The organism is Lysobacter sp. Root916 (assembly GCF_001429785.1).
Taxonomy (GTDB): domain Bacteria; phylum Pseudomonadota; class Gammaproteobacteria; order Xanthomonadales; family Xanthomonadaceae; genus Lysobacter.
In genome coordinates, this window is sequence record NZ_LMJF01000001.1 from 438,086 (window position 1) to 458,684 (window position 20,599).

The 20,599-nt window shown below is 69.3% G+C and carries 20 protein-coding genes; 18 read left to right on the forward strand and 2 right to left on the reverse strand.

Annotated features, from left to right (window positions below):
- Positions 1 to 34 precede the first annotated feature (34 nt).
- The 9 genes from fabG (at position 35) to ASE35_RS02240 (ending at position 8,037) form a co-directional block, all read left to right on the forward strand.
- Positions 35 to 781 (forward strand): 3-oxoacyl-ACP reductase FabG, encoded by a 747-nt coding sequence (gene fabG / locus ASE35_RS02200; protein WP_056173446.1) that lies wholly within the window; start codon positions 35 to 37, stop codon positions 779 to 781.
- Between the two features lie 117 nt (positions 782 to 898).
- Complete coding sequence (gene acpP / locus ASE35_RS02205; RefSeq protein ID WP_031373652.1) at positions 899 to 1,138, forward strand: acyl carrier protein; 240 nt, start codon at positions 899 to 901, stop codon at positions 1,136 to 1,138.
- Between the two features lie 162 nt (positions 1,139 to 1,300).
- Positions 1,301 to 2,539 (forward strand): beta-ketoacyl-ACP synthase II, encoded by a 1,239-nt coding sequence (fabF, locus tag ASE35_RS02210; RefSeq protein WP_056173449.1) that lies wholly within the window; start codon positions 1,301 to 1,303, stop codon positions 2,537 to 2,539.
- Between the two features lie 193 nt (positions 2,540 to 2,732).
- On the forward strand, positions 2,733 to 4,088 hold the full coding sequence (locus ASE35_RS02215) for an aminodeoxychorismate synthase component I (protein WP_057162841.1): 1,356 nt from the start codon (positions 2,733 to 2,735) through the stop codon (positions 4,086 to 4,088).
- Positions 4,085 to 4,927, forward strand: coding sequence for an aminodeoxychorismate lyase (pabC, locus tag ASE35_RS02220; protein ID WP_057162842.1), 843 nt, complete (start codon positions 4,085 to 4,087; stop codon positions 4,925 to 4,927). Before ASE35_RS02215 ends, pabC begins: the two co-directional genes overlap by 4 nt.
- Positions 4,924 to 6,069 carry an endolytic transglycosylase MltG gene (mltG, locus tag ASE35_RS02225; RefSeq protein WP_057162843.1) on the forward strand — a complete coding sequence of 382 codons (1,146 nt, stop codon included), beginning with the start codon at positions 4,924 to 4,926 and terminating at the stop codon, positions 6,067 to 6,069. The genes pabC and mltG overlap by 4 nt, the downstream gene beginning before the upstream one ends.
- Complete coding sequence (gene tmk / locus ASE35_RS02230) at positions 6,066 to 6,704, forward strand: dTMP kinase (protein WP_057161284.1); 639 nt, start codon at positions 6,066 to 6,068, stop codon at positions 6,702 to 6,704. Before mltG ends, tmk begins: the two co-directional genes overlap by 4 nt.
- On the forward strand, positions 6,701 to 7,675 hold the full coding sequence (locus ASE35_RS02235) for a DNA polymerase III subunit delta' (RefSeq protein WP_056173464.1): 975 nt from the start codon (positions 6,701 to 6,703) through the stop codon (positions 7,673 to 7,675). The genes tmk and ASE35_RS02235 overlap by 4 nt, the downstream gene beginning before the upstream one ends.
- Positions 7,672 to 8,037, forward strand: a complete 366-nt coding sequence (locus ASE35_RS02240) for a PilZ domain-containing protein (protein ID WP_055909722.1) — start codon at positions 7,672 to 7,674, stop codon at positions 8,035 to 8,037. Before ASE35_RS02235 ends, ASE35_RS02240 begins: the two co-directional genes overlap by 4 nt.
- Before the next feature lie 587 nt (positions 8,038 to 8,624).
- Here ASE35_RS02240 and ASE35_RS02245 read toward each other — a convergent pair.
- On the reverse strand, positions 8,625 to 10,676 hold the full coding sequence (locus ASE35_RS02245; RefSeq protein ID WP_057162844.1) for a 3-hydroxyacyl-CoA dehydrogenase NAD-binding domain-containing protein: 2,052 nt from the start codon (positions 10,674 to 10,676) through the stop codon (positions 8,625 to 8,627).
- A gap of 239 nt (positions 10,677 to 10,915) precedes the next feature.
- On the opposite strand from ASE35_RS02245, the gene rpoE reads away from it, so the two are divergent.
- The 9 genes from rpoE to recO all read left to right on the forward strand — a co-directional run bounded on the left by rpoE (position 10,916) and on the right by recO (position 19,744).
- Positions 10,916 to 11,518 carry an RNA polymerase sigma factor RpoE gene (gene rpoE, locus ASE35_RS02250; protein ID WP_056173469.1) on the forward strand — a complete coding sequence of 201 codons (603 nt, stop codon included), beginning with the start codon at positions 10,916 to 10,918 and terminating at the stop codon, positions 11,516 to 11,518.
- A 1-nt stretch (position 11,519) separates the two neighbouring features.
- Positions 11,520 to 12,386, forward strand: coding sequence for a sigma-E factor negative regulatory protein (locus ASE35_RS02255; protein WP_057162845.1), 867 nt, complete (start codon positions 11,520 to 11,522; stop codon positions 12,384 to 12,386).
- A gap of 142 nt (positions 12,387 to 12,528) precedes the next feature.
- Positions 12,529 to 14,043 carry a DegQ family serine endoprotease gene (locus ASE35_RS02260; protein ID WP_057161281.1) on the forward strand — a complete coding sequence of 505 codons (1,515 nt, stop codon included), beginning with the start codon at positions 12,529 to 12,531 and terminating at the stop codon, positions 14,041 to 14,043.
- A 106-nt stretch (positions 14,044 to 14,149) separates the two neighbouring features.
- Positions 14,150 to 15,943, forward strand: a complete 1,794-nt coding sequence (gene lepA / locus ASE35_RS02265; RefSeq protein ID WP_056173477.1) for a translation elongation factor 4 — start codon at positions 14,150 to 14,152, stop codon at positions 15,941 to 15,943.
- A 105-nt stretch (positions 15,944 to 16,048) separates the two neighbouring features.
- Positions 16,049 to 16,834, forward strand: a complete 786-nt coding sequence (lepB, locus tag ASE35_RS02270) for a signal peptidase I (protein WP_056173480.1) — start codon at positions 16,049 to 16,051, stop codon at positions 16,832 to 16,834.
- 64 nt (positions 16,835 to 16,898) lie between these two features.
- On the forward strand, positions 16,899 to 17,282 hold the full coding sequence (locus ASE35_RS02275) for a DUF4845 domain-containing protein (protein WP_057162846.1): 384 nt from the start codon (positions 16,899 to 16,901) through the stop codon (positions 17,280 to 17,282).
- On the forward strand, positions 17,260 to 17,937 hold the full coding sequence (gene rnc, locus ASE35_RS02280; protein WP_235569977.1) for a ribonuclease III: 678 nt from the start codon (positions 17,260 to 17,262) through the stop codon (positions 17,935 to 17,937). The genes ASE35_RS02275 and rnc overlap by 23 nt, the downstream gene beginning before the upstream one ends.
- Before the next feature lie 54 nt (positions 17,938 to 17,991).
- Entirely contained in the window at positions 17,992 to 18,888 is an 897-nt protein-coding gene (gene era / locus ASE35_RS02285) for a GTPase Era (RefSeq protein ID WP_056173489.1), read from the forward strand.
- Positions 18,889 to 18,982: 94 nt separating this feature from the next.
- Positions 18,983 to 19,744: a DNA repair protein RecO gene (gene recO, locus ASE35_RS02290; protein ID WP_057162848.1), complete on the forward strand. Its 762-nt coding sequence runs from the start codon at positions 18,983 to 18,985 to the stop codon at positions 19,742 to 19,744.
- A gap of 83 nt (positions 19,745 to 19,827) precedes the next feature.
- On the opposite strand, the gene ASE35_RS02295 is transcribed toward recO, so the two are convergent.
- Positions 19,828 to 20,577, reverse strand: a complete 750-nt coding sequence (locus ASE35_RS02295) for a response regulator (RefSeq protein WP_235569978.1) — start codon at positions 20,575 to 20,577, stop codon at positions 19,828 to 19,830.
- Positions 20,578 to 20,599: the final 22 nt, after the last annotated feature.

Genomic DNA, 20,599 nt, shown 5'->3' on the forward strand with positions numbered 1-20,599 from the left:
TCGCCGCAGCGAATAGAAAGAAACGGAGCATTACATGAGCACTGGACCCCTCGCGGGCGAAATCGCCCTGGTCACCGGCGCCAGCCGCGGCATCGGCGCGGCGATCGCCGACGAACTGGCCGCGCAAGGCGCGACCGTGATCGGCACCGCCACCAGCGACGCCGGCGCCGCCGCGATCGGCGAGCGCCTGGCCGCGCACGGCGGCCACGGCCGCACCCTGGACGTCGCCGATCCGGCCTCGATCGAGGCGGTGATCGACGCGATCGGCAAGGACATCGGCGCGATCTCGATCCTGGTCAACAACGCCGGCATCACCCGCGACAACCTGCTGATGCGCATGAAGGACGAGGACTGGCAGGCCATCCTCGACACCAACCTGACCAGCGTGTTCCGCACCAGCAAGGCGGTAATGCGCGCGATGATGAAGGCGCGCAAGGGCCGCATCGTCAATATCGCCTCGGTGATCGGCGTGACCGGCAACGCCGGACAGGCCAACTACGCCGCGGCCAAGGCCGGCATCATCGCCTTCAGCAAGTCGATGGCGCGCGAGATCGGCAGCCGCGGCATCACGGTCAACGTGGTCGCGCCCGGTTTCATCGACACCGACATGACCCGCTCGCTGCCCGAGGACGCGAAAAACGCGATGCTCGGCCAGATCGCGCTGGGCCGTTTCGGCGAACCGGCCGACATCGCCCGCGCGGTGGCGTTCCTGGCCGGCCCCAGCGCGGCCTACATCACCGGCGAGACCCTGCACGTCAACGGCGGCATGTACATGCCATGAGCCGTCGTTGCCAAGCGTAAACGATTGAACCAAAAGGGGTTTCGCGCATGCTCGCGAACGCCCCCGATTCCATTAGACTATTCCATCGAAAACCCCTCACGGGAGGAGCACAAACTCATGAGCAGCATCGAAGAACGCGTCAAGAAGATCGTGGTCGAACAGCTTGGCGTTAAGGAAGAAGAAGTCACCAACAACGCTTCGTTCGTCGACGACCTCGGCGCTGATTCGCTCGACACCGTCGAGCTGGTGATGGCGCTCGAAGAAGAATTCGAGTGCGAGATCCCGGACGAAGAGGCCGAGAAGATCACCTCGGTGCAGCAGGCGATCGATTACGTCAAGGCGCACGTCAAGTCGTAATCGGCGTAGGCGGCGCGGCGGCCAGCGCGAGCGGACCGCCGGCGTCGTCGGCAAAACCAAACCGGGGCCGCATTGCGGCCCCGCGTTTTTAGGGCCGGTGGATACGCCGGCGTAGCGTCAGCAACCCGCGTCAACAATCGCGTCAACAGTACGGAGTGCTCCATGTCCAACCGTCGCGTAGTGATCACCGGCCTCGGCATCGTTTCCCCGCTTGGCAACGATCTGGCCAGCAACTGGGACGGCATCGTCAACGGCCGCTCCGGCATCGGTCCGATCACCTGGTTCGACGCGTCCAACTTCACCACCCGCATCGCCGGCGAAGTCCGCGACTTCGACATCGGCAAGTGGGTCGGTCCGAAGGACGCCAAGAAGATGGACGAGTTCATCCATTACGGCGTCGCCGCCTCGATGATGGCGATGGAGGACGCGGGCCTGGTCGTGGACGAGTCCAACGCCGAGCGCATCGGCGCGCTGATCGGCTCGGGCATCGGCGGCCTGCTCGGCATCGAGGAGCAGACCATCAAGTACCACGAGGGCGGCCCGCGTAAGATCTCGCCGTTCTACGTGCCCAGCACCATCATCAACATGCTGCCCGGCCAGGTCTCGCTGCTGACCGGCATCAAGGGCCCCAATTTCTCCGCCGTCTCGGCCTGCGCCACCTCCAACCATTCCATCGGCATGGCGATGCGCATGATCCAGTACGGCGATGCCGACGTGATGATCGCGGGCGGCGCCGAGCGCGGCGCCTCGCAGACCTCGGTCGGCGGTTTCTGCTCGATGAAGGCGATGTCGACGCGCAACGACGATCCCACCCGCGCCTCACGCCCCTGGGACAAGGACCGCGACGGCTTCGTGCTCGGCGACGGCGCCGGCATCCTGGTGCTGGAGGAGTACGAGCGCGCCAAGGCGCGCGGTGCGCGCATCTACTGCGAGCTGGCCGGTTTCGGCGCCAGTTCCGACGCCTTCCACATGACCGCGCCCAGCGAGAACGGCGAAGGCCCGGCGCGCTGCATGGCGGCCGCGTTCAAGGACGCCAAGATCAATCCCGAGGACGTGGCCTACCTCAACGCCCACGGCACCTCGACCCCGCTGGGCGATCTGGCCGAAACCCTGGCGATCAAGCGCGCGCTCGGCGACCACGCCTACAAGACCATGGTCAGCTCGACCAAGTCGATGACCGGCCACCTGCTGGGCGCGGCCGGCGGCGCCGAGGCGATCTACTCGGTGCTGGCGCTGCACCACGGCATCATCCCGCCGACCATCAACCTGGACCAGCCGGGCGAGGGTTGCGACCTGGACTACGTGCCCAACGTGGCGCGCGAGAAGAAGGTCGACGTCACCGTCTCCAACGGTTTCGGTTTCGGCGGCACCAACGGCACCCTGGTGTTCAAGCGGATCTGATCCGCGCACCCTCGGCGCTCGCCGTGGCGAGGTCCGGTCGCCTCTGCACCGGACCTGCCGCCGCGCCCGCCGGATTTCCGCGCGTATCGGCTTTGCGCCGCGACGCCGCCGCGAGCGGATCGCCGCTCGCGGCCGGTTCGCTTCCGCGTCGCGCTCGCCCGCTCGCGCCGCGCCGGTATAAGGTTCGACCATCATGCTGCTGACCCGCGCGCTGCCCGCCACCGTCGATCTGTTGTCGCTGCAGCGCCTGGCGCCGCAGCGCTATCCCATGCTGCTGGAATCCAGCGCCGACGGCACTGCCCAGGGCCGCTGGGACCTGTTGCTGGCCGCTAACGGCGCGTCGCTGCAACTGGACCCCGACGGTACCGTGCGCGACCAGGACGGGGGCGCGCGCGCCGGCGATTTCCTGTCCGCGCTCGACGCCGACTGGCGCGCCCAGCGGGTCGCGCGCGACGAGCCGCGCTGGCCGTTCCGCGGCGGCTGGGCGCTGCTGTTCGGCTACGAGCTGGCCGCGCAGGTCGAGCCGGTGCTGCGCCTGCCGGCGGCGCCGGGCGGCCTGCCGGTGGCCTTGGCCCTGCGCTGCCCGGCCGCGCTGCTGCGCGACCGCGCCAGCGGCGACTGCATCGTGCTGGCCGAGACCGATCACGCGGACATGCTCGACGCGATCGTCGCCGACATCGAGCGCGCGGCCGCGCTGGCGCCGCTGCCCGAATGGCAGCCGCCGCAGACGATCGAGGAAGATGCCCCGCAGCGCTACACCGACGGCGTTGCGCGCGTGCTCGACTACCTGCTCGCCGGCGACGTATTCCAGGTCAATCTCTCGCGCGGCTGGCGCGCGCGCTTCGACGCGCCGCTGGCGCCCGCGGCCCTGTTCCAGCGCCTGCGCCAGCACAATCCGGCGCCGTTCGCCGGCTTGTTCGCCGGCCCCGACTGGGCCGTGGTCAGCGCCTCGCCCGAGCGCCTGGTGTCGGTGCGCGGCGACGTGGTCGAGACCCGGCCCATCGCCGGCACCCGCCCGCGCGTGGCCGGCGACGACGACCTGGCGCGCATCCGCGAGCTGGTCGGGCATCCCAAGGAACGCGCCGAGCACGTGATGCTGATCGATCTGGAGCGCAACGACCTGGGCCGGGTGTGCACACCGGGCAGCGTCGAAGTCGACGAACTGATGACGGTCGAGAGCTACGCCCACGTCCACCACATCGTCAGCAACGTGCGCGGCCGCCTGCGCACGGACGCGAGCCCGGGCGAGACCATCCGTGCGGTGTTTCCGGGCGGCACCATCACCGGCTGCCCCAAGGTGCGCTGCATGCAGATCATCGCCGAGCTCGAAGGCGGCGGTCGCGGCGTCTACACCGGCGCGATGGGCTGGCTCAACCGCGACGGCGACCTCGACCTCAACATCCTGATCCGCAGCGCCGAGCTGGAAGGCCAAGAGCTGCGTTTCCGCACCGGCGCCGGCATCGTCGCCGACTCCGATCCGCAGCGCGAGCTAGACGAGACCCGCGCCAAGGCGCGCGGCATGCTGCGCGCGTTGGGCGTGGCCGGATGAATGCGCGCGTCTACGTCGGCGAGCGAGCCGTGCAGGCGCTGCCCTTGCTGGACCGCGGCTACGCCTATGGCGACGGCCTGTTCGAAACCCTGCGCGCGCATCGCGGCCAGCTGCCGTGGTGGGACGCGCACTGGCGGCGCCTGAGCCGCGGCGCGGCGCGCCTGCGCCTGCCGCTGCCGCGTCCCGACTACGTGCGCGCCGAGGCCGAGCGCCTGCTCGACGGCGCCGATGCGGTGCTGAAGCTGATCGTGAGCCGGGGAGCGGGCGGGCGAGGGTACGCGCCGCCGACCGATGCGCCGCCGACGTGGTTGCTGTCCACCCATCCGCTGCCGCCGCCGGCACCGGCCGAGGGGCTGCGTCTGCGTTGGTGCGAGACTCGCCTGGCGACGCCGTCGGCGCTGGCCGGGTTGAAGCACTGCAACCGCCTGGAGCAGGTCCTGGCGCGCGCCGAATGGGACGCCGCCGAGATCCATGAAGGCCTGATGCGCGACGGCGAAGGCGCGGTGGTGTGCGCGACCGCGGCCAACCTGTTCGTGCTGCGCGAGGGCCGCTGGTGGACGCCCCGCGTGGACCGCTGCGGCGTCGCTGGGGTGTGCCGGGAGCAGGTGCTAGCGATCCTGGGCGAAGCCGCGGCCGAAACCGCGACCCTGTCGCAAGACGCGTTGGAAAGCGCGGACGCGGTTTTCCTGTGCAATGCCGTGCGCGGTATCCTGCCGGTCGCCCGCCTGGGCGAGCGCGTCTGGCCCTCGCATCCCGCGGTGGGCGGCCTGCAGCGCCGCCTGGCCGAGTCGCATCCCGCATTCGAATCTGCAGCCCTGCCGGGCTCGGAGGTGTCGTGAGTCGTAAAACCAAGCGCCGTGTCGGCGGTTTCTTCCTGCTGCTGGTGTTGGCCGCCGTGGTCGCGGGCGGCTGGCTGTTCCAGCGCTACGTGCGCTTCGCCGACGCTCCGCTGTCCGGCCTGCAGGCCGGGCAAAGCCTGATCGTCGAACGCGGCGACTCGCTGCCGGTGGTGCTGCGCAAGCTGCGCGAGGCTGGCGTGAGCGGCGGCGACGCGCTGGAGTGGCGCGCATTGGCCAAGCACCTGGGCGCCGCCGGCCGCCTGCAGGTGGGCGAGTACGCGCTCGAGCCCGGCACCACGCCGCGCGAGCTGCTGATCGCGATGCGCGACGGCCGCGTGGTCAGCCATCGTTTCACCGTGATCGAGGGTTGGAACCTGCGCGATCTGCGCGCGGCGCTGGCGCGCAACCAGGACCTGAAACAGGAGGCCGCCAAACTCGACGATGCCGCGCTGATGAAGGCGCTGGGCCGCCCGGGCCAGCATCCGGAAGGGCGCTTCCTGCCCGAGACCTATCTCTACACCGGTGGCGACAGCGACCTGGACGTGCTCAAGCGCGCCTGCGACGCCATGGACAAGGCCCTCAACGCGGCTTGGGAAGGCCGCGACAAGAACAGCGTGCTCAAGAGCCGCGAGGAAATGCTGATCCTGGCCTCGATCGTCGAGAAGGAAACCGGCATCGCCTCCGAGCGCCCGCAGATCGCCGGCCTGTTCGAACGCCGGCTCAAGCTGGGCATGAAGCTGGAAACCGACCCCACCGTGATTTACGGCCTGGGCGCGGGCTACGACGGCAACATCCGCAAGCGCGACCTGCAAACCGACACGCCTTACAACACCTACACCCGCACCGGCCTGCCGCCGACGCCGATCGCGATGCCGGGCGCGGGCGCGCTCAAGGCGGTCGCCAATCCGGCGCCGGGCGACGCGCTGTTCTTCGTCGCCTCTGGCGACGGCAGCGGCAGTAGCCTGTTCGCGGCCACCTACGCCCAGCATCAAGCCAACGTACGCCTGTACCTGCAGCGCTACCGCGCGCAGCGCCGCGGCGGCCAGCCCGAGGAGGGCAAGGCGGTGCTGGAAGAAGCGCAAGAGGCCGAGACCGCGCCCACTCCCACGCCGCCTACGCCGGCGCAGAGCGCGCGCCGATGAGCCTGCAGGTCCAACCGCGCCTGATCACCCTGGAGGGCGGCGAGGGTGCGGGCAAATCCACCGTGCTGGCCGCGCTGCGCGATGCGCTGGAAGCGACCGGCGTCGAAGTGGTCTGCACGCGCGAGCCCGGCGGCACGCCGCTGGCCGAACAGATCCGCGGCCTGCTGCTGGACCCCCATCACGAACCCGCCACGCCCGAGGCCGAGCTGCTGCTGGTGTTCGCCGGCCGCGCCCAGCACGTGCGCGAAACCCTGTTGCCGGCGCTGCGTCGCGGCGCCTGGGTGATCAGCGACCGTTTCACCGACGCCAGCTACGCCTACCAGGGCGAGGGTCGGGGTCTGGATGCGGCGTTCATCGCCGAACTCGAACGCCGCGTGGTCGGGATCGAGCCCGCGCTCACGCTGCTGCTGGACGTGCCGGTCGCGATCGGCCTGCAGCGCGCGCGCGGACGCGGCGCTGTCGATCGCATCGAAGCCGAGCGCGAGGACTTCTTCGAGCGCGTGCGCGCCGGCTATCGCGCGCGCGCGCAAGCGCAGGCGCATCGCTTCCATGTGATCGACGCCAGCCAGCCCGCCGATGCGGTCGCCGCGCAGGCGGTGGCGCGCTTGCGGCAATTGATCGAGGCGCAGTCGTGAGCGCGCCCGCGTTCGCGCCCTGGCAGCGCCGGGTCTACGAGCAGGCCACCGCCGCGCTCGACGCCGGCCGCCTCGGCCACGGGCTGCTGTTCTGCGGCCCGGCCCAGTTGGGCAAGCGCGCGGTCGCCGAGCGTCTGGCCCAGCGCCTGTTGTGCCGCGATCGCGACGCCCAGGGCGAGCCCTGCGGGCATTGCCGCGGCTGCCTGCTGTACGCGGCGGGCACCCATCCGGATTTCCAGACCGTGTCCTTCATTCCGAACAAGGAAGGCACGCGCCTGCGCACCGAGATCGTGATCGAACAGATCCGCAGCCTGTCCGAGCGCCTGTCGCTGACGCCGCAGTACGGCGGCGCCCAGGTCGCGATCCTGGACCCGGCCGATGCCATCAACAACGCCGCCGGCAACGCCTTGCTCAAGACCTTGGAAGAGCCGGTGCCCGGCCGCTACCTGTGGCTGGTCAGCGCGCATCCGCTGCGTCTGAGCGCGACCATCCGCAGCCGTTGTCAGCGCCTGGAGTTCCGTTTGCCGCCGCAAGACGAGGCGCTGGCCTGGCTGAAGGCCGCCGGCCACGCCGAGACCGCCGCGCGCGAAGCGCTGGAGGCCGCGCGCGGCCATCCGGGCCTGGCCCACGAGTGGTTGCAGGGCGACGGCCTGAAGCTGCGTCGCGACGTCGCCGCCGATCTGAGCAAGCTCGCGCGCGGCGACGCCTCGCCTTCGGAAATCGCCGCGCGTTGGGTCGGCGACGAACACGCCGCGCTGCGTCTGCGGCATGCCGCAGATCTCGCCCTGGCCGAAGCCTCCGGCTTGACCGACCCGGTGCGAACGCGCAGTCTGGCGGCCTGGTTCGATCGCGCCAATCGCACCCGCGATCTGTTGCGGACGACGGTGCGCGCGGACCTGGCGGTAGTCGAATTGTTGATGGCTTGGCGCGCGCCCGACGGCGCGCGGGCCGCTGGAGGACATCGGGGATGAGCGGAGCGGCAGGCGCGGGCGCAGCCAGGCAGGGCATCCTGTCGTTGGCGATCAAGGACAAGGCGGCGCTGTACGGCGCGTACATGCCGTTCCTGAAGTACGGCGGCATTTTCGTCGCCACCCCCAAGCGTTACTTCCTCGGCGACGAGGTGTTCCTGCTGTTGACCCTGCCCGAATCCACCGAGCGCCTGCCGGTGGCCGGCAAGGTGGTGTGGGTCACGCCCACCGGCGCCCAGGGCAACCGCCCGGCCGGTATCGGCGTGCAGTTCGCCGAGACCGCCGAAGGCGATGCGGTGAAGGGCAAGATCGAAGCGCTGCTGGCCGGCTCGCTGACCGCGGATCGCGCCACCCACACGATGTAACGCGTCGTCTCTGCATCCGCTCCGTGCAGGAGCGGCGCAAGCCGCGACCGTGAGTCCTCATTCCGCATCGAGGGTCCGTTTCCTCCGGGAGCGGCATCGGCCGCGACGTGCGTCCGCGTGTGAATACCCCTGAATCGGGACCGCGACCGCAAAGGCCAGGTTCGGGATAAAGCGCATTCGCGCTTCGCGCTCATCCCTCACCCTAGCCCTCTCCCGCAAGCGGGAGAGGGGACCCATTCGACGCYGCCTTCAGCCCCTCTCCGCAAGCGGGAGAGGGGACCCATTCGACGCTGCCTTCAGCCCCTCTCCGCAAGCGGGAGAGGGGACCCATTCGACGCYGCCTTCAGCCCCTCTCCCGCTGGCGGGAGAGGGGTTGGGGTGAGGGCGCGCGAGGTTACGAATTCGCGCCGTCAGCTCGTACGCTGCGATGGGCCCAAGACGAACCGTACCGTCGCGCCGCCACAGCGGCCCGCGTCAATGCGGTGGTCAGCGCATGCTGTGAAGCACCCATTCGGGTTTGCGCCGCGGTGCGGCGAGGGCCATGGCAGCCTCGGCAACGCAGGCTGCTGACGCCAGCGCCGCGCCCCTCACGGACGCAGCGCCGGCGAATCCCAACCCGGACGCGGCGCGAAACGATCGCCGTAGCGCGCGTGCAGGGTCTTGAGGCGTTCCAACAGCGCATCGGCGCCGGTTTCGCGCACGTACTGGATCGGGCCGCCGCGGAACGGCGCGAAGCCGGTGCCGAAGATCACGCCCGCATCCAGCAGGTCGGCATCGCTGACCACGCCATCGTGCAGACAGGCCACCGCCTCGTTGACCAGCGGCAGGATCAGGCGATCCTCCAGGTCCGACGGAGTCTGGTAGTCCTTCGGCAGTTCGGGCTTCTGGGCGCGCCCGTTCTCCCACTTGTACAGGCCCTGGCCGTCCTTCTTGCCGCGCTTGTTCGGCTCCACGCCGCTCAACGCCGCCGGCACGCTCAGGCCCAGGAACGGCGCCAGTTCCGCGCCCACGCCCGCAGCCACGTCCAGGCCGACGGTGTCGATCAATTCGATCGGCCCCATCGGCATGCCGAACTTCACCGCGACCTTGTCGATGGCCGGGCCCGGGATGCCCTCGGCGAACGCGGTCGCCGCTTCCAGCATGTACGGGAACAGCACGCGATTGACCAGGAAGCCGGGCGTACCAGCCACCGGCACCGGCAGCTTGTCGATGGCCTTGCAGAACGCCGCCAGGCGCTGCTCCGTCTCCGGCGCCATCGCGTCGTGGCGGATGATTTCGACCAGCGGCATCAGCGCCACCGGATTGAAATAGTGCAGGCCGCCGAACTGGGCCGGACGGCGGATGTGGTCGCGCAGTTCGACCAGCGGGATCGACGAGGTGTTGGTGGTCAGCAGCGCGTCGGGCTTCATCTTCGGCTCGACCTGATCGTAGAGCTCGCGCTTGGCCTCGGGCTTTTCGATGATCGCCTCGATCACCAGATCGGCCTGCGCCGCGCCTTCGCCGGCGAGGTCGCCCTTCAAGCGCGCCGCCACCGCCGGACGCTTGCTCTCGTCCTTGACCCGCTTGGCGAACAACTCCTGGGCGCGGGTCAGGGCGCCGTCGATGAAACGCTGTTCGCGATCGGACAGGGTGACTTCGAAGCCCTTGTAGGCCGACCAGGCCGCGATATCGCCGCCCATCACGCCGGCGCCGACCACGTGCACGCGCTGAATCCCATGATCCTTGCCGCCCTGGCCCTTGAGCCGCTCCTGCAGGAAGAACACCCGGATCAAATTGCGCGCGGTTGGGGTGGAGGCCAGCTTGACCACCGACTTGCGCTCGGCCGCCAGGCGCGCCTGCACGCCGCCGCTGCTGCGCGCCCAGGTGTTGATCAGCGCGTACGGAGCGGGGTAGTGCTCCTTGCGCGCCTTGCGCGCGACCTGCTTGGTCAGCATGCCGGGCAGGATCTTGCGCGCCAGCCAGCTGTTCGTCGCCCAGCCCATGAAGCGCTGCTTGAACGGACGCTGGGTGCCCTTGAGCGCCAGCGCGACCGCGGCGTCGACCAGCAGCGGCGCTTCCACCACCTTGTCGACCAGGCCGATCGCGCGCGCGTTCGATGCCGACAGCGCGCGGCCGGTGAGCATCATGTCGAACGCGGCCGGCGCGCCGACCAGGCGCGGCAGGCGCACGCTGCCGCCCCAGCCCGGGTAGATGCCCAGCTTCACTTCCGGCAGGCCGATCCGGGTCGAGGGATCGCTGCTGGCGACGCGGTAGCGGCAGGCCAGCGAGATTTCGGTGCCGCCGCCCATGCAGAAGCCGTGGATCGCCGCGACCGTGGGGCAGGGCAGTTCGGCCAGACGCTGGAACACCTGCTGGCCGCGCCGGATCGCGTCGCCGACCGTGCCCTTCTCGTCGAAGGTCTGGAATTCCTTGATGTCGGCGCCGGCGATGAAGCCGGAGGCCTTGGCCGAACGCAGCACCACGCCCTTGGGCGGGTCCAGCGCCAGCCGCTCCAGCAGCGCGTCGAGCTCGATCAGGACGTCCTGTCCGAAGGTATTGACCGACGAGCCGGCGCGGTCGAACGACAGCAGCAGGATGCCGTCCTCCCGCAGCTCGGTCTGCCAATGTTGGAAACGAAGTCCGTCGAGGCCAGCCATCATGACTGCACCATCCGTTCAGGTATGGAATATCCCGCTATCATCCCGAGGTTGTTTCGTCGCCGTCAAATCGGCGGCTCCCAGGCCTCGGTTGCGAGCGGCCCCGGCGCACGCCGCGGCGTGACCCTTGGCGGTTGCGCCGGCGCGGCCCCGGCCCCATTTATGATCGTGATTGAACTTTCTCCCGACAGGGTTGTCCCATTGTTCGGCCACGGCCGAGCTGACAGGAGTGCCGGCGCGGCATGGCCGAGAATGAGTTGGACCAAGAGCTGGTCAGGCGTGTCCAGCGTGGCGATAGCACGGCCTTCGATGCCCTGGTGCGCAAGTACCAGCATCGGATCACCGCGCTGATCGGGCGCTACATACCGGACTGGAGCGAATGCCAGGACGTTGCCCAGGAAACCTTCCTGCGCGCTTACCGCGCGCTGCCGAACTTCCGGGGCGATGCGCAGTTCTATACGTGGTTGCACCGGATCGCCGTGAACACCGCCAAGAATTACCTCGTCGCGCAGAACCGCAGGCCGCCGACCGACGACATCGACGCCGGCGACGCCGAACAGTTCGAGACCGGCATCCGCTTGCGCGACAGCGACACCCCGGAACACGAGTTGCTGCGCCAGGAGATCGAACGCACGGTGATGCACGCGGTCGAATCCCTGCCGGAGGAACTGCGGGCCGCGATCACCCTGCGCGAGGTGGACGGCCTGAGCTACGAGGAAATCGCGCAGAAGATGGGCTGCCCGATCGGCACCGTGCGTTCGCGGATCTTCCGCGCCCGCGAGGCGATCGACATCGAGCTGCGGCCCCTGCTGGATAACCAAGACACCCGCGAGCGCGCCCACTGATATGACGTCCAACGCAGCCTCCAACGAGCACGGCATTCCCACCGACCGCGAAGCCCTGAGCGCACTGTTCGACGGCGAGCTCGACGGCGATGCCGCCCGCTTCGCCCTCAAGCGCCTGAGCCATGACGCCCAATGGCGCCGCGCCTGCGGCAGCTGGCAGTTGTGCGGCGATGCCCTGCGCGGGCAGGCCGCCGGCATCGCCGCGCCGGATTTCGCCGACCGCGTCGCCGCGGCGATCGCCGCCGAAGCCGCGACCGCGCAGGCCGCCGCACCCGCGGCCGCTCCGGCCAGCCGTCGCGGCTGGATCGGCGGCGCCCTGGCCGCCTCGGTGGCGGTGGCGGCCCTGTTCGTGGCGCGTCCGTTCGCCAACGACAGCGCCCCCGATGCGGCCGCGCCGCAGACCCAGGTCGCCAGCGCCGATGCCGGCAGCGCACCGGCCGCGCCGTCGCCGCAGAACCCCGAGCAGCAGGCCGCCGGTCTCGGTGCCGCCGCGGTCGCGGTGGCCGAAGTGCCGCGCCGCATCGCCGAACGCCGCAGCTCGCGCGGGCAGACCCAGCGCGCCGCCCTGCGTCGCCAAACCCAAACCCAGACCCAGGCCGTCGCCGCCGCGCCCGCGATCGAAGTGGCGGCCGCCAGCGCCGGCGCCGCCGCCAATCCGTTCCGGCCCCAGCACAGCGACGCGCCGTCGCGGCCGTGGCCACGCGCGGTGTTGCCGAACTATCCGGCCACTGGTGGCTTCACCGCCAGCTACGGCAGCAGCAGCGCCAGCGCGCGTTCGTTCTATCCCTTCGAGCCCAGCGCGTCCGACTCGGCGCCGGTGCAGCCGCCGCCGGCGCCCGAACCCGAAAGCCGGATGCCGCAGCCGTAAGCGGCCGCGGCGGCGGAGCGCGAAGCCCGCGTGCCTGACTCGCCGCGCCGCGCATCCGCCCGCACTCTCTCAGTCGTTCCCCCGATCACGCGCGGCCCGGCGGCCGCGCGGCCAAATCTCCGCAACCTTCGAGGCCGATTCCATGACTCGTCCGCTTCGCTCTATCGCCTTGACCACTGCCCTGGTCGCCCTGCTGCCGGCCGCCTGCACCGCGCAGACTCCCAGCACTCCGATCGCGCCGCCGCCGGCCGCGACGCCGTCCGCGCCGCTGGTCAGCGGTCTACCCGATTTCACCGCCCTGGTGCAGCGGGTCGGTCCGGCCGTGGTCAACGTGCGCGCCGAGATCGCGCCGCGCCGCGCCAGCCGCGGCCAGGGTCAGATGCCGAACGAGGAGGAGATTCCGGAAATCTTCCGCCGCTTCTTCGGCCCCGACATGCCGGGGGGTCCGCAGGGCCCGCGCGGTCCGCGCGGCGGCGGCAATTCGCTGGGCACCGGCTTCCTGATTTCGCAGGACGGTTATGTGCTGACCAACCATCACGTGGTCGACGGCGCCGACACGGTCAAGGTCACCTTGTCCGATCGCCGCGAGTTCACCGCCAAGGTGGTCGGCAGCGACGAGCAGTCCGACGTCGCCCTGCTCAAGATCGACGCCAAGAGCCTGCCGTTCCTGCGCCTGGCCAACGCCAGCCTGACCAAGCCCGGGCAGTGGGTGATCGCGATCGGTTCGCCGTTCGGCCTGGATCACTCGGTCACCGCCGGCATCGTCAGCGCGGTCGGCCGTATGAATCCCTACGCCGACCAGCAGTACGTGCCCTTCATCCAGACCGACGTCGCCATCAACCAGGGCAACTCCGGCGGCCCGCTGCTCAACACCAGCGGCGAGGTGGTCGGCATCAATTCGCAGATCTTCTCCAACTCCGGCGGCTACATGGGCGTGAGTTTCGCGATCCCGATCGACGTGGCGATGAACTCGGCCGAACAGCTGCGCGCGACCGGCAAGGTCCAGCGCGGCCTGCTCGGCGTGGGCGTGCAAGCGATCACCTCTGAAAGCGCCAAGGGCCTGGGCCTGTCGGATTCGCGCGGCGCCCTGGTCAACAGCGTGCAGGCCGGCGGCGCGGCCGAGAAGGCTGGGATCCAGCTCGGCGACGTGATCCTGGCGGTCAACGACCGCCCGGTGAACACCTCCAGCGACCTGCCGCCGCTGATCGGCGCACTGGCGCCGGGGGCCAAGGTCAAGTTGGAGATCAACCGCGGCGGCAAGGTCCTGACCGAGCAAGTGGTGCTGGGCGCCCTGGGCGCCGAGGTCGCCGGCGCGCCCGGTCCGGCCGCCAACGACGACAGCGCCGCGGCCCCGGGCCGAGGCGGCAGCAACGCGCTGGGCCTGGTCGGCCAGGATTTGGCCGCGAACGCGCGCCAGCGCCTGGGCCTGAAGGCGGGCGAGGGCGTGCTGGTGCAGACGCCGGGCGAGGCCGCGGGCGAGGCCGGGCTGCGCCCGGGCGACGTGGTGCTGTCGGTCGGCCGCACCGCAGTCGGCAGCGCCTCGGCGCTGAACCGCGAGCTGGCCGGGGTGCGTCCGGGCGACACCGTGATGCTGCTGGTGCGCCGCGGCGCGGCGACCCAGTTCATCGCGGTCACCGCCGAGGCGAAAGCCGGCTGAGGTGGGCACGCGCCCGCCCTGGGGCGGGCGCGGGGCATGGGTACGGCGCGGTATGCGATAATCTCCCGTTAACTCTCTGGAACCGGTGAGCTTCGCGCCGTCCCGCATGCAGCAGATCAGAAACTTCTCCATCATCGCTCACGTCGACCACGGCAAATCGACCCTGGCCGACCGCATCATCCAGCTCTGCGGAGGCCTGGAGGCGCGCGAGATGGAAGCGCAGGTGCTCGATTCCAACCCGATCGAGCGCGAGCGCGGCATCACCATCAAGGCGCAGTCCGTGTCCTTGCCCTACAAGGCGAAGGACGGTCAGGTCTACCAGCTCAATTTCATCGACACCCCCGGCCACGTCGACTTCAGCTACGAAGTCAGCCGCTCGCTGGCCGCCTGCGAAGGCGCGCTGCTGGTGGTGGACGCCGCCCAGGGCGTGGAAGCGCAGTCGGTCGCCAACTGCTACACCGCGGTCGAGCAGGGCCTGGAAGTGGTGCCCGTGCTCAACAAGATCGACCTGCCCACCGCCGACATCGCGCGCGCCAAGGCCGAGATCGAGGCGGTGATCGGCATCGACGCCGAGGACGCGGTCGCGATCAGCGCCAAGACCGGCCTCAACGTGGTCGACGTGCTGGAAGCGATCGTGCATCGCATCCCGCCGCCCAAGCCGCGCGACACCGACAAGCTGCAGGCGCTGATCATCGACTCCTGGTTCGACAACTACCTGGGCGTGGTCTCGCTGGTGCGGGTCATGCAGGGCGAGATCGTGCCGGGCAGCAAGATCCTGGTGATGTCGACCGGCCGCACCCATCTGGTCGACAAGGTCGGCGTGTTCACGCCCAAGCGCAAGGACCTGCCCAAGCTGGGCGCCGGCGAAGTGGGCTGGATCAACGCCAGCATCAAGGACGTGCACGGCGCGCCGGTCGGCGACACCCTGACTCTGGCCTCCGATCCGGCCAGCAAGCCGCTGCCGGGCTTCCAGGAGATGCAGCCGCGCGTGTTCGCCGGCCTGTTCCCGGTCGACGCCGAGGACTACCCGGACCTGCGCGAAGCGCTGGAGAAGCTGCGCCTCAACGACGCCGCGCTGCGCTTCGAGCCGGAAAGCTCCGAGGCCATGGGCTTCGGCTTCCGCTGCGGCTTCCTGGGCATGCTGCACATGGAGATCGTGCAGGAGCGCCTGGAGCGCGAGTACGACCTCAACCTGATCAGCACCGCGCCGACGGTGATCTACGAAGTGCTCAAGACCGACGGCACCACCATGCCGCTGGACAATCCGGCCAAGCTGCCTCAGGTCAACATGATCGAGGAGATCCGCGAGCCGATCATCCGCGCCAACATCCTCACGCCGCCGGACTACGTCGGCAACGTGATCACCTTGTGCGAGGAAAAGCGCGGTAGCCAGATCGGCATCACCTACATGGGCAACCAGGTCCAGATCAGCTACGAGCTGCCGATGGCCGAGGTGGTGCTGGACTTCTTCGACCGCCTCAAGTCGGTCTCGCGCGGCTACGCCTCGCTGGACTACCAGTTCCTGCGCTTCCAGGCCGGTCCGTTCGTGCGCGTGGACACGCTGATCAACGGCGACAAGGTCGACGCGCTCAGCATCATCACCCACCGCGCCCACGCCGATCGCCGCGGCCGCGAGATCTCCGAAAAGATGCGCGAACTGATTCCGCGCCAGATGTTCGACGTCGCCATCCAGGCCGCGGTCGGCTCGCAGATCATCGCCCGCAGCACGGTCAAGGCGATGCGCAAGAACGTGCTGGCCAAGTGCTACGGCGGCGACATCAGCCGTAAGAAGAAGCTCCTCGAGAAGCAGAAAGAGGGCAAGAAGCGCATGAAGCAGGTGGGGCGCGTGGAGATTCCGCAGGAAGCGTTCCTGGCGGTATTGCAGGTGGACAACAAATGAAGCCGGGATTCGAGATTCGGGATTCGGGATGCGGCCGAGTGCACGTTTCCCGGCTATCCCAAGCTCCAATCCCTAATCCCGAATCCCCGCTCCGAAGGAGCTTGCATGCGCTGGTTTGAAATCGCACTGGTATCGCTGACGTTGTTCTCGGGCGCCGTCTGGCTGCTCGACAAACTGTTCCTGGCCAAGCGCCGCGCCGCGCGCGAGGGCTTGCTGGACGACGGCAAGGAGCCGGTCCTGGTCGACTACTCCAAGGCCTTCTTTCCGGTGCTGTTGGTGGTGCTGGTGCTGCGCAGCTTCATCGCCGAGCCGTTCCGGATTCCCTCGAACTCGATGATGCCGACCCTACTGACCGGCGATTTCATCCTGGTCAACAAGTTCACCTACGGCCTGCGCCTGCCGATCAGCAACCAGAAGGTCGTGTCGCTGGGCGAGCCCAAGCGCGGCGACGTGGTCGTGTTCAAGCCGCCGCACCACCCCGAGCAGGACTGGATCAAGCGCGTGGTCGGCCTGCCCGGCGACCGCGTGAGCTATCACGACAATCAGGTGACGGTGAACGGCGAGGTCCTGAAGTACACCCCGATCGGCACCTACGAGGGGCACGGCAACGGCACCGAGATGACGGGCTCGCAGGAACTGGCGGAGAATCTGCTCGGGCGCGAGCACCGCGTCCTGGAGCGGACCAATTTGCCGTTGCTCGATCAAGGAGAGGGCGATTGGGTGGTTCCGGCCGGTCACTATTTTGTGATGGGCGACAATCGTGATAATAGCGAGGACAGCCGATACTGGGGCTTCCTGCCGGAGCGGAACCTGAGGGGCAAGGCGTTCCTGATCTGGATGAACGTCGATGGGGGCGTGGATTTCTCGCGTATCGGCAACAGTATTCCGTGACGGCACCCGCCGTCGCGGTAGGGTGACAATCAACAAATCGCGTCTTACGACGGGGGATGATCGGATGAAGCGTAATCAGAGCGGCATGACCCTGATCGGGTTCATCATCGTGCTGGCGGTGGTCGGTGTATTCGTCTACATGGGCATGAAGCTGATCCCGATGTATACCGAGTATTACGGGGTCAAGCGGGCTCTGACGAGCCTGGCGGCCGAGCCGGGCATCGCCGATCGCGATCCGGCGAAGATCGAGGATCTGTTCTTCCGCCGTCTGTATGTGAGCTACGCAGACAACGTGAAGCACGAGCACGTGAAGATCCAGCGCAAGGGTTCCGGTTACGAAATCCTGGTGAACTACGAAGTACGTCGTCAGCTGATCGCCAATCTTGATGTGGTCGGCAGGTTCGAAGCTCATCAGGATATCGTCCGTGGCGGCGGTGGTGCCGACTGATCGCATCGAACACCGGTTCGCGAATCCGGGCCTGCTGGAGCAGGCCCTGACCCATCGCAGCGCCGGTGCGCCGCATAATGAGCGGCTGGAGTTCCTCGGCGACTCGCTGGTCAATCTGATCGTCGCCGAAGCCCTGTACGTGCGTTGGCCGCAGGCCGACGAGGGCGCGCTCACGCGCGCGCGCGCCGAGCTGGTGCGCGAATCCGCGCTGGCGCCGATCGCACGCAGCCTGGAACTGGGCGCGCGCCTGACCCTGGGCCCCGGCGAGATGAAGTCGGGCGGCCACCGTCGCGACTCCATCCTGGCCGACGCGCTGGAAGCGGTGGTCGCCGCGATCTACCTCGACGCCGGTTTCGAAGCCTGCCGGGCGCGCGTGCTGCCCTGGTTCGAGGCCGCGATGGCGGCGCTGCCGCCGCCGCACAAGGTCGGCAAGGACGCCAAAACCCGCTTGCAGGAGTGGCTGCAGGGCCGGCAGAAACCGCTGCCGCTGTACGCCCTGCTGTCGGAGTCCGGCGAGGACCACGCCAAGAGCTTCCGGGTCAGCTGCAGCATCGCCCAGCCGCTGATCGCCACCGAGGGCGAAGCCGGATCGCGCCGCGCCGCCGAGCAGCTGGCCGCCGAGGCCGCGCTGCGCCAACTGGACCCGAATTACTGAATCCCGGCCGCCGGCCGGTTTGCCCTCGGGCCCGCACACGCGGACAATCCACGCATGAACGCATCCCCTTATCGCGCCGGTCACGTAGCCGTGATCGGCCGCCCCAACGTGGGCAAATCCACCCTGGTCAACGCCCTGGTCGGCGCCAAGGTCAGCATCGTCTCGCCGCGCCCGCAGACCACCCGGCATCAATTGCTCGGCATCGCCACCTTTCCCGAAGGCCAGCTGCTGCTGGTCGATACCCCCGGCATCCACCGCGAGCAGAAGCGCGCGATGAACCGCATGATGAACCGCGCCGCGCGCGGCGCGATCGAGGGCGTCGACGTGGCCCTGCTGGTGGTGCGCGCGGGGCAGTGGGACGACGAGGACGCGCTGGCCTTCGACGCGCTGCGCAAGGCCGGCATGCCGGTGGTGCTGGTGGTCAATCAGATCGACCGGCTCAAGGACAAGACCGCGCTGCTGCCGTATCTGGCCAAGATCAGCGACGGCCGCGAATTCGCCGGCGTGCATCCGATCTCCGCGCTCAAGCGCAACGGCTTGGAGGCGCTGGTCAAGACCGTGCTGGGCTACCTGCCCGAGCAGGACGCGCTGTACGGCGAGGACGAGATCACCGACAAGAGCCAGCGCTTCCTCGCCGGCGAAATGGTGCGCGAGCAGTTGATGCGACAGCTCGGCGAAGAGCTGCCGTACGCGACCACGGTGGAAGTAGAGAAGTTCGAAGTCGACGGCACCATGCTGCGCATCGGCGCGGTGATCTGGGTCGAGCGCGACGGCCAGAAGGCGATCGTGATCGGCAAGGGCGGCGAGCGCCTGCGCGAGATCGGTTCCAAGTCGCGCATCCAGATGGAGCGTCTGTTCGGCGCCAAGGTATTCCTGGAAACCTGGGTGCGCGTGCGCGAAGGCTGGTCCGACGACGAGGCCGCGCTGCGCTCGCTGGGCTATCACGATTGAAGCAGGAGTGAGTGCAGAGAAGTGAGGAGCGAGTCAAAGCGCATGCTCTTCGCTCCCTCTCACTCCTCGCTTCTCTGCGCTCACTCCTAGCCCCATGCGCTACACCGCCGAACCCGCCTTCGTCCTGCACACGCGCCCCTGGCGCGAGACCAGCTTGCTGGTCGAGGTGTTGAGCCAGAACCACGGCCGCATCGGTCTGGTCGCGCGCGGCGTACAGGGAGCGAAGAAGCAGTTGCTGCGCGCGGCGCTGCAGCCGCTGCAATGGGTCCGCTTCGAGGCGGTGCAGATGGGCGAGCTTGCGCGCTTGACCGCGGCCGAGGCGCTCGACGCCGCGCCGCGCCTGTCCGGCGACGGCATGCTCGCCGGCTTCTATCTCAACGAACTGACCCTGCGCCTGGCCCCGCGCAACGATCCGCTGCCCGATCTGTTCGCGGCCTACGAGCAGGCGCGCGCGCGCTTGGGCGGCGACGTGTCGCCGGGTTGGACCCTGCGCCGGTTCGAACGCGATTTGCTCGACGCGCTGGGCTTCGGTTTCGACTGGCACCACGACGGCGACGGTGCAGCCATCGACCCGGCCGCGCGCTACCGCCTGGATCCCGAGCACGGCCCGCGCCGTCTGCTCAGCGATCGCGGTCGCGCCGACCGCAGCGGCGCGGCCACCGGCCAGGCCCTGCTGGCCCTGGCCGACGACCGTTTGCCCAGCGCCGACGATCTGGCGGGTCTGCGCCGGGCGATGCGCGGCGTGCTCGCGCACCACCTCGGCCCGCGCGGGCTGAAGTCCTGGGAATTGCTGACGGAACTGGCGCGCGTCGCCCCGCGTACCAAACCGACGCGCGAAGACGGCGTCGAAGGCTAGCGCCACCACGCCGTTCGTAGGATGCGGTGAGCCGCTGGCGAGCCGCATCGTCGCTCGCGCGACGATGCTCTACTTGCCGCGATCTAGCTTTCCACCGGCAACCCAGTCGCCAGCGTGTCCTGCACCGCATCGTCGAAACGCGCCAGGCGCTCGCGCGAATCCGGCTCGTTCTGCAGCGCCTGCACCGCATCGCTCAGGCGCGCCGCGCCGACGAAGCCGCAGCTCGCGCGCAGCTTGTGCAGTTCGGTGCGCACGGTATCCAGGTCCTCGCGATGGGCGGCGGCCAGGATGGCTTCGTGGGTGGTCGGCAGCTCTTGCACGAACAGGCCGCGCAAGGTGTCCACGTGCGCGACGTTGCCGTTGAGCGCGCTGGCGGCCGCCTCGTCGTCCCACACCGGCCGCTTGGCGCCAGTCGCCACGCTGGCGACCGCGCGCTGATCGTGGCCTTCCAGGCCCAGCGTGCGCGCGATCGCGGCGCGTACCGCCGCCGCGGGCAGGGGCTTCACCAGCACCTCGGTGAAACCGACCGCGATCAGGCCTTCCAGCACCGAGGCGTCCGCCGCGGCGGTATGCGCGAGCGCGGGCGTGCGCGGATGGCGCGCGCGCAGGCGTGCGAGCAGTTCGATGCCGCTGCCGTCGGGCAGGTTGGCGTCGAACAGCCACAGGTCGTAATTCTGCGCATTGCCCAGAGCGACCGCGGCGGCGACGCTGTCGGCGCCGTCGATGTCGGCGGGCAGGGCCTGCGCGGCGGCGGTGAGGAAGGCGCGGCTGGTCGGATCGTCTTCGACCAGAAGCAAACGGGGGATCTGCGGCGAATTAATCGTCGGTTCCATCGGGTCGGGGGCTCCGCTGGTT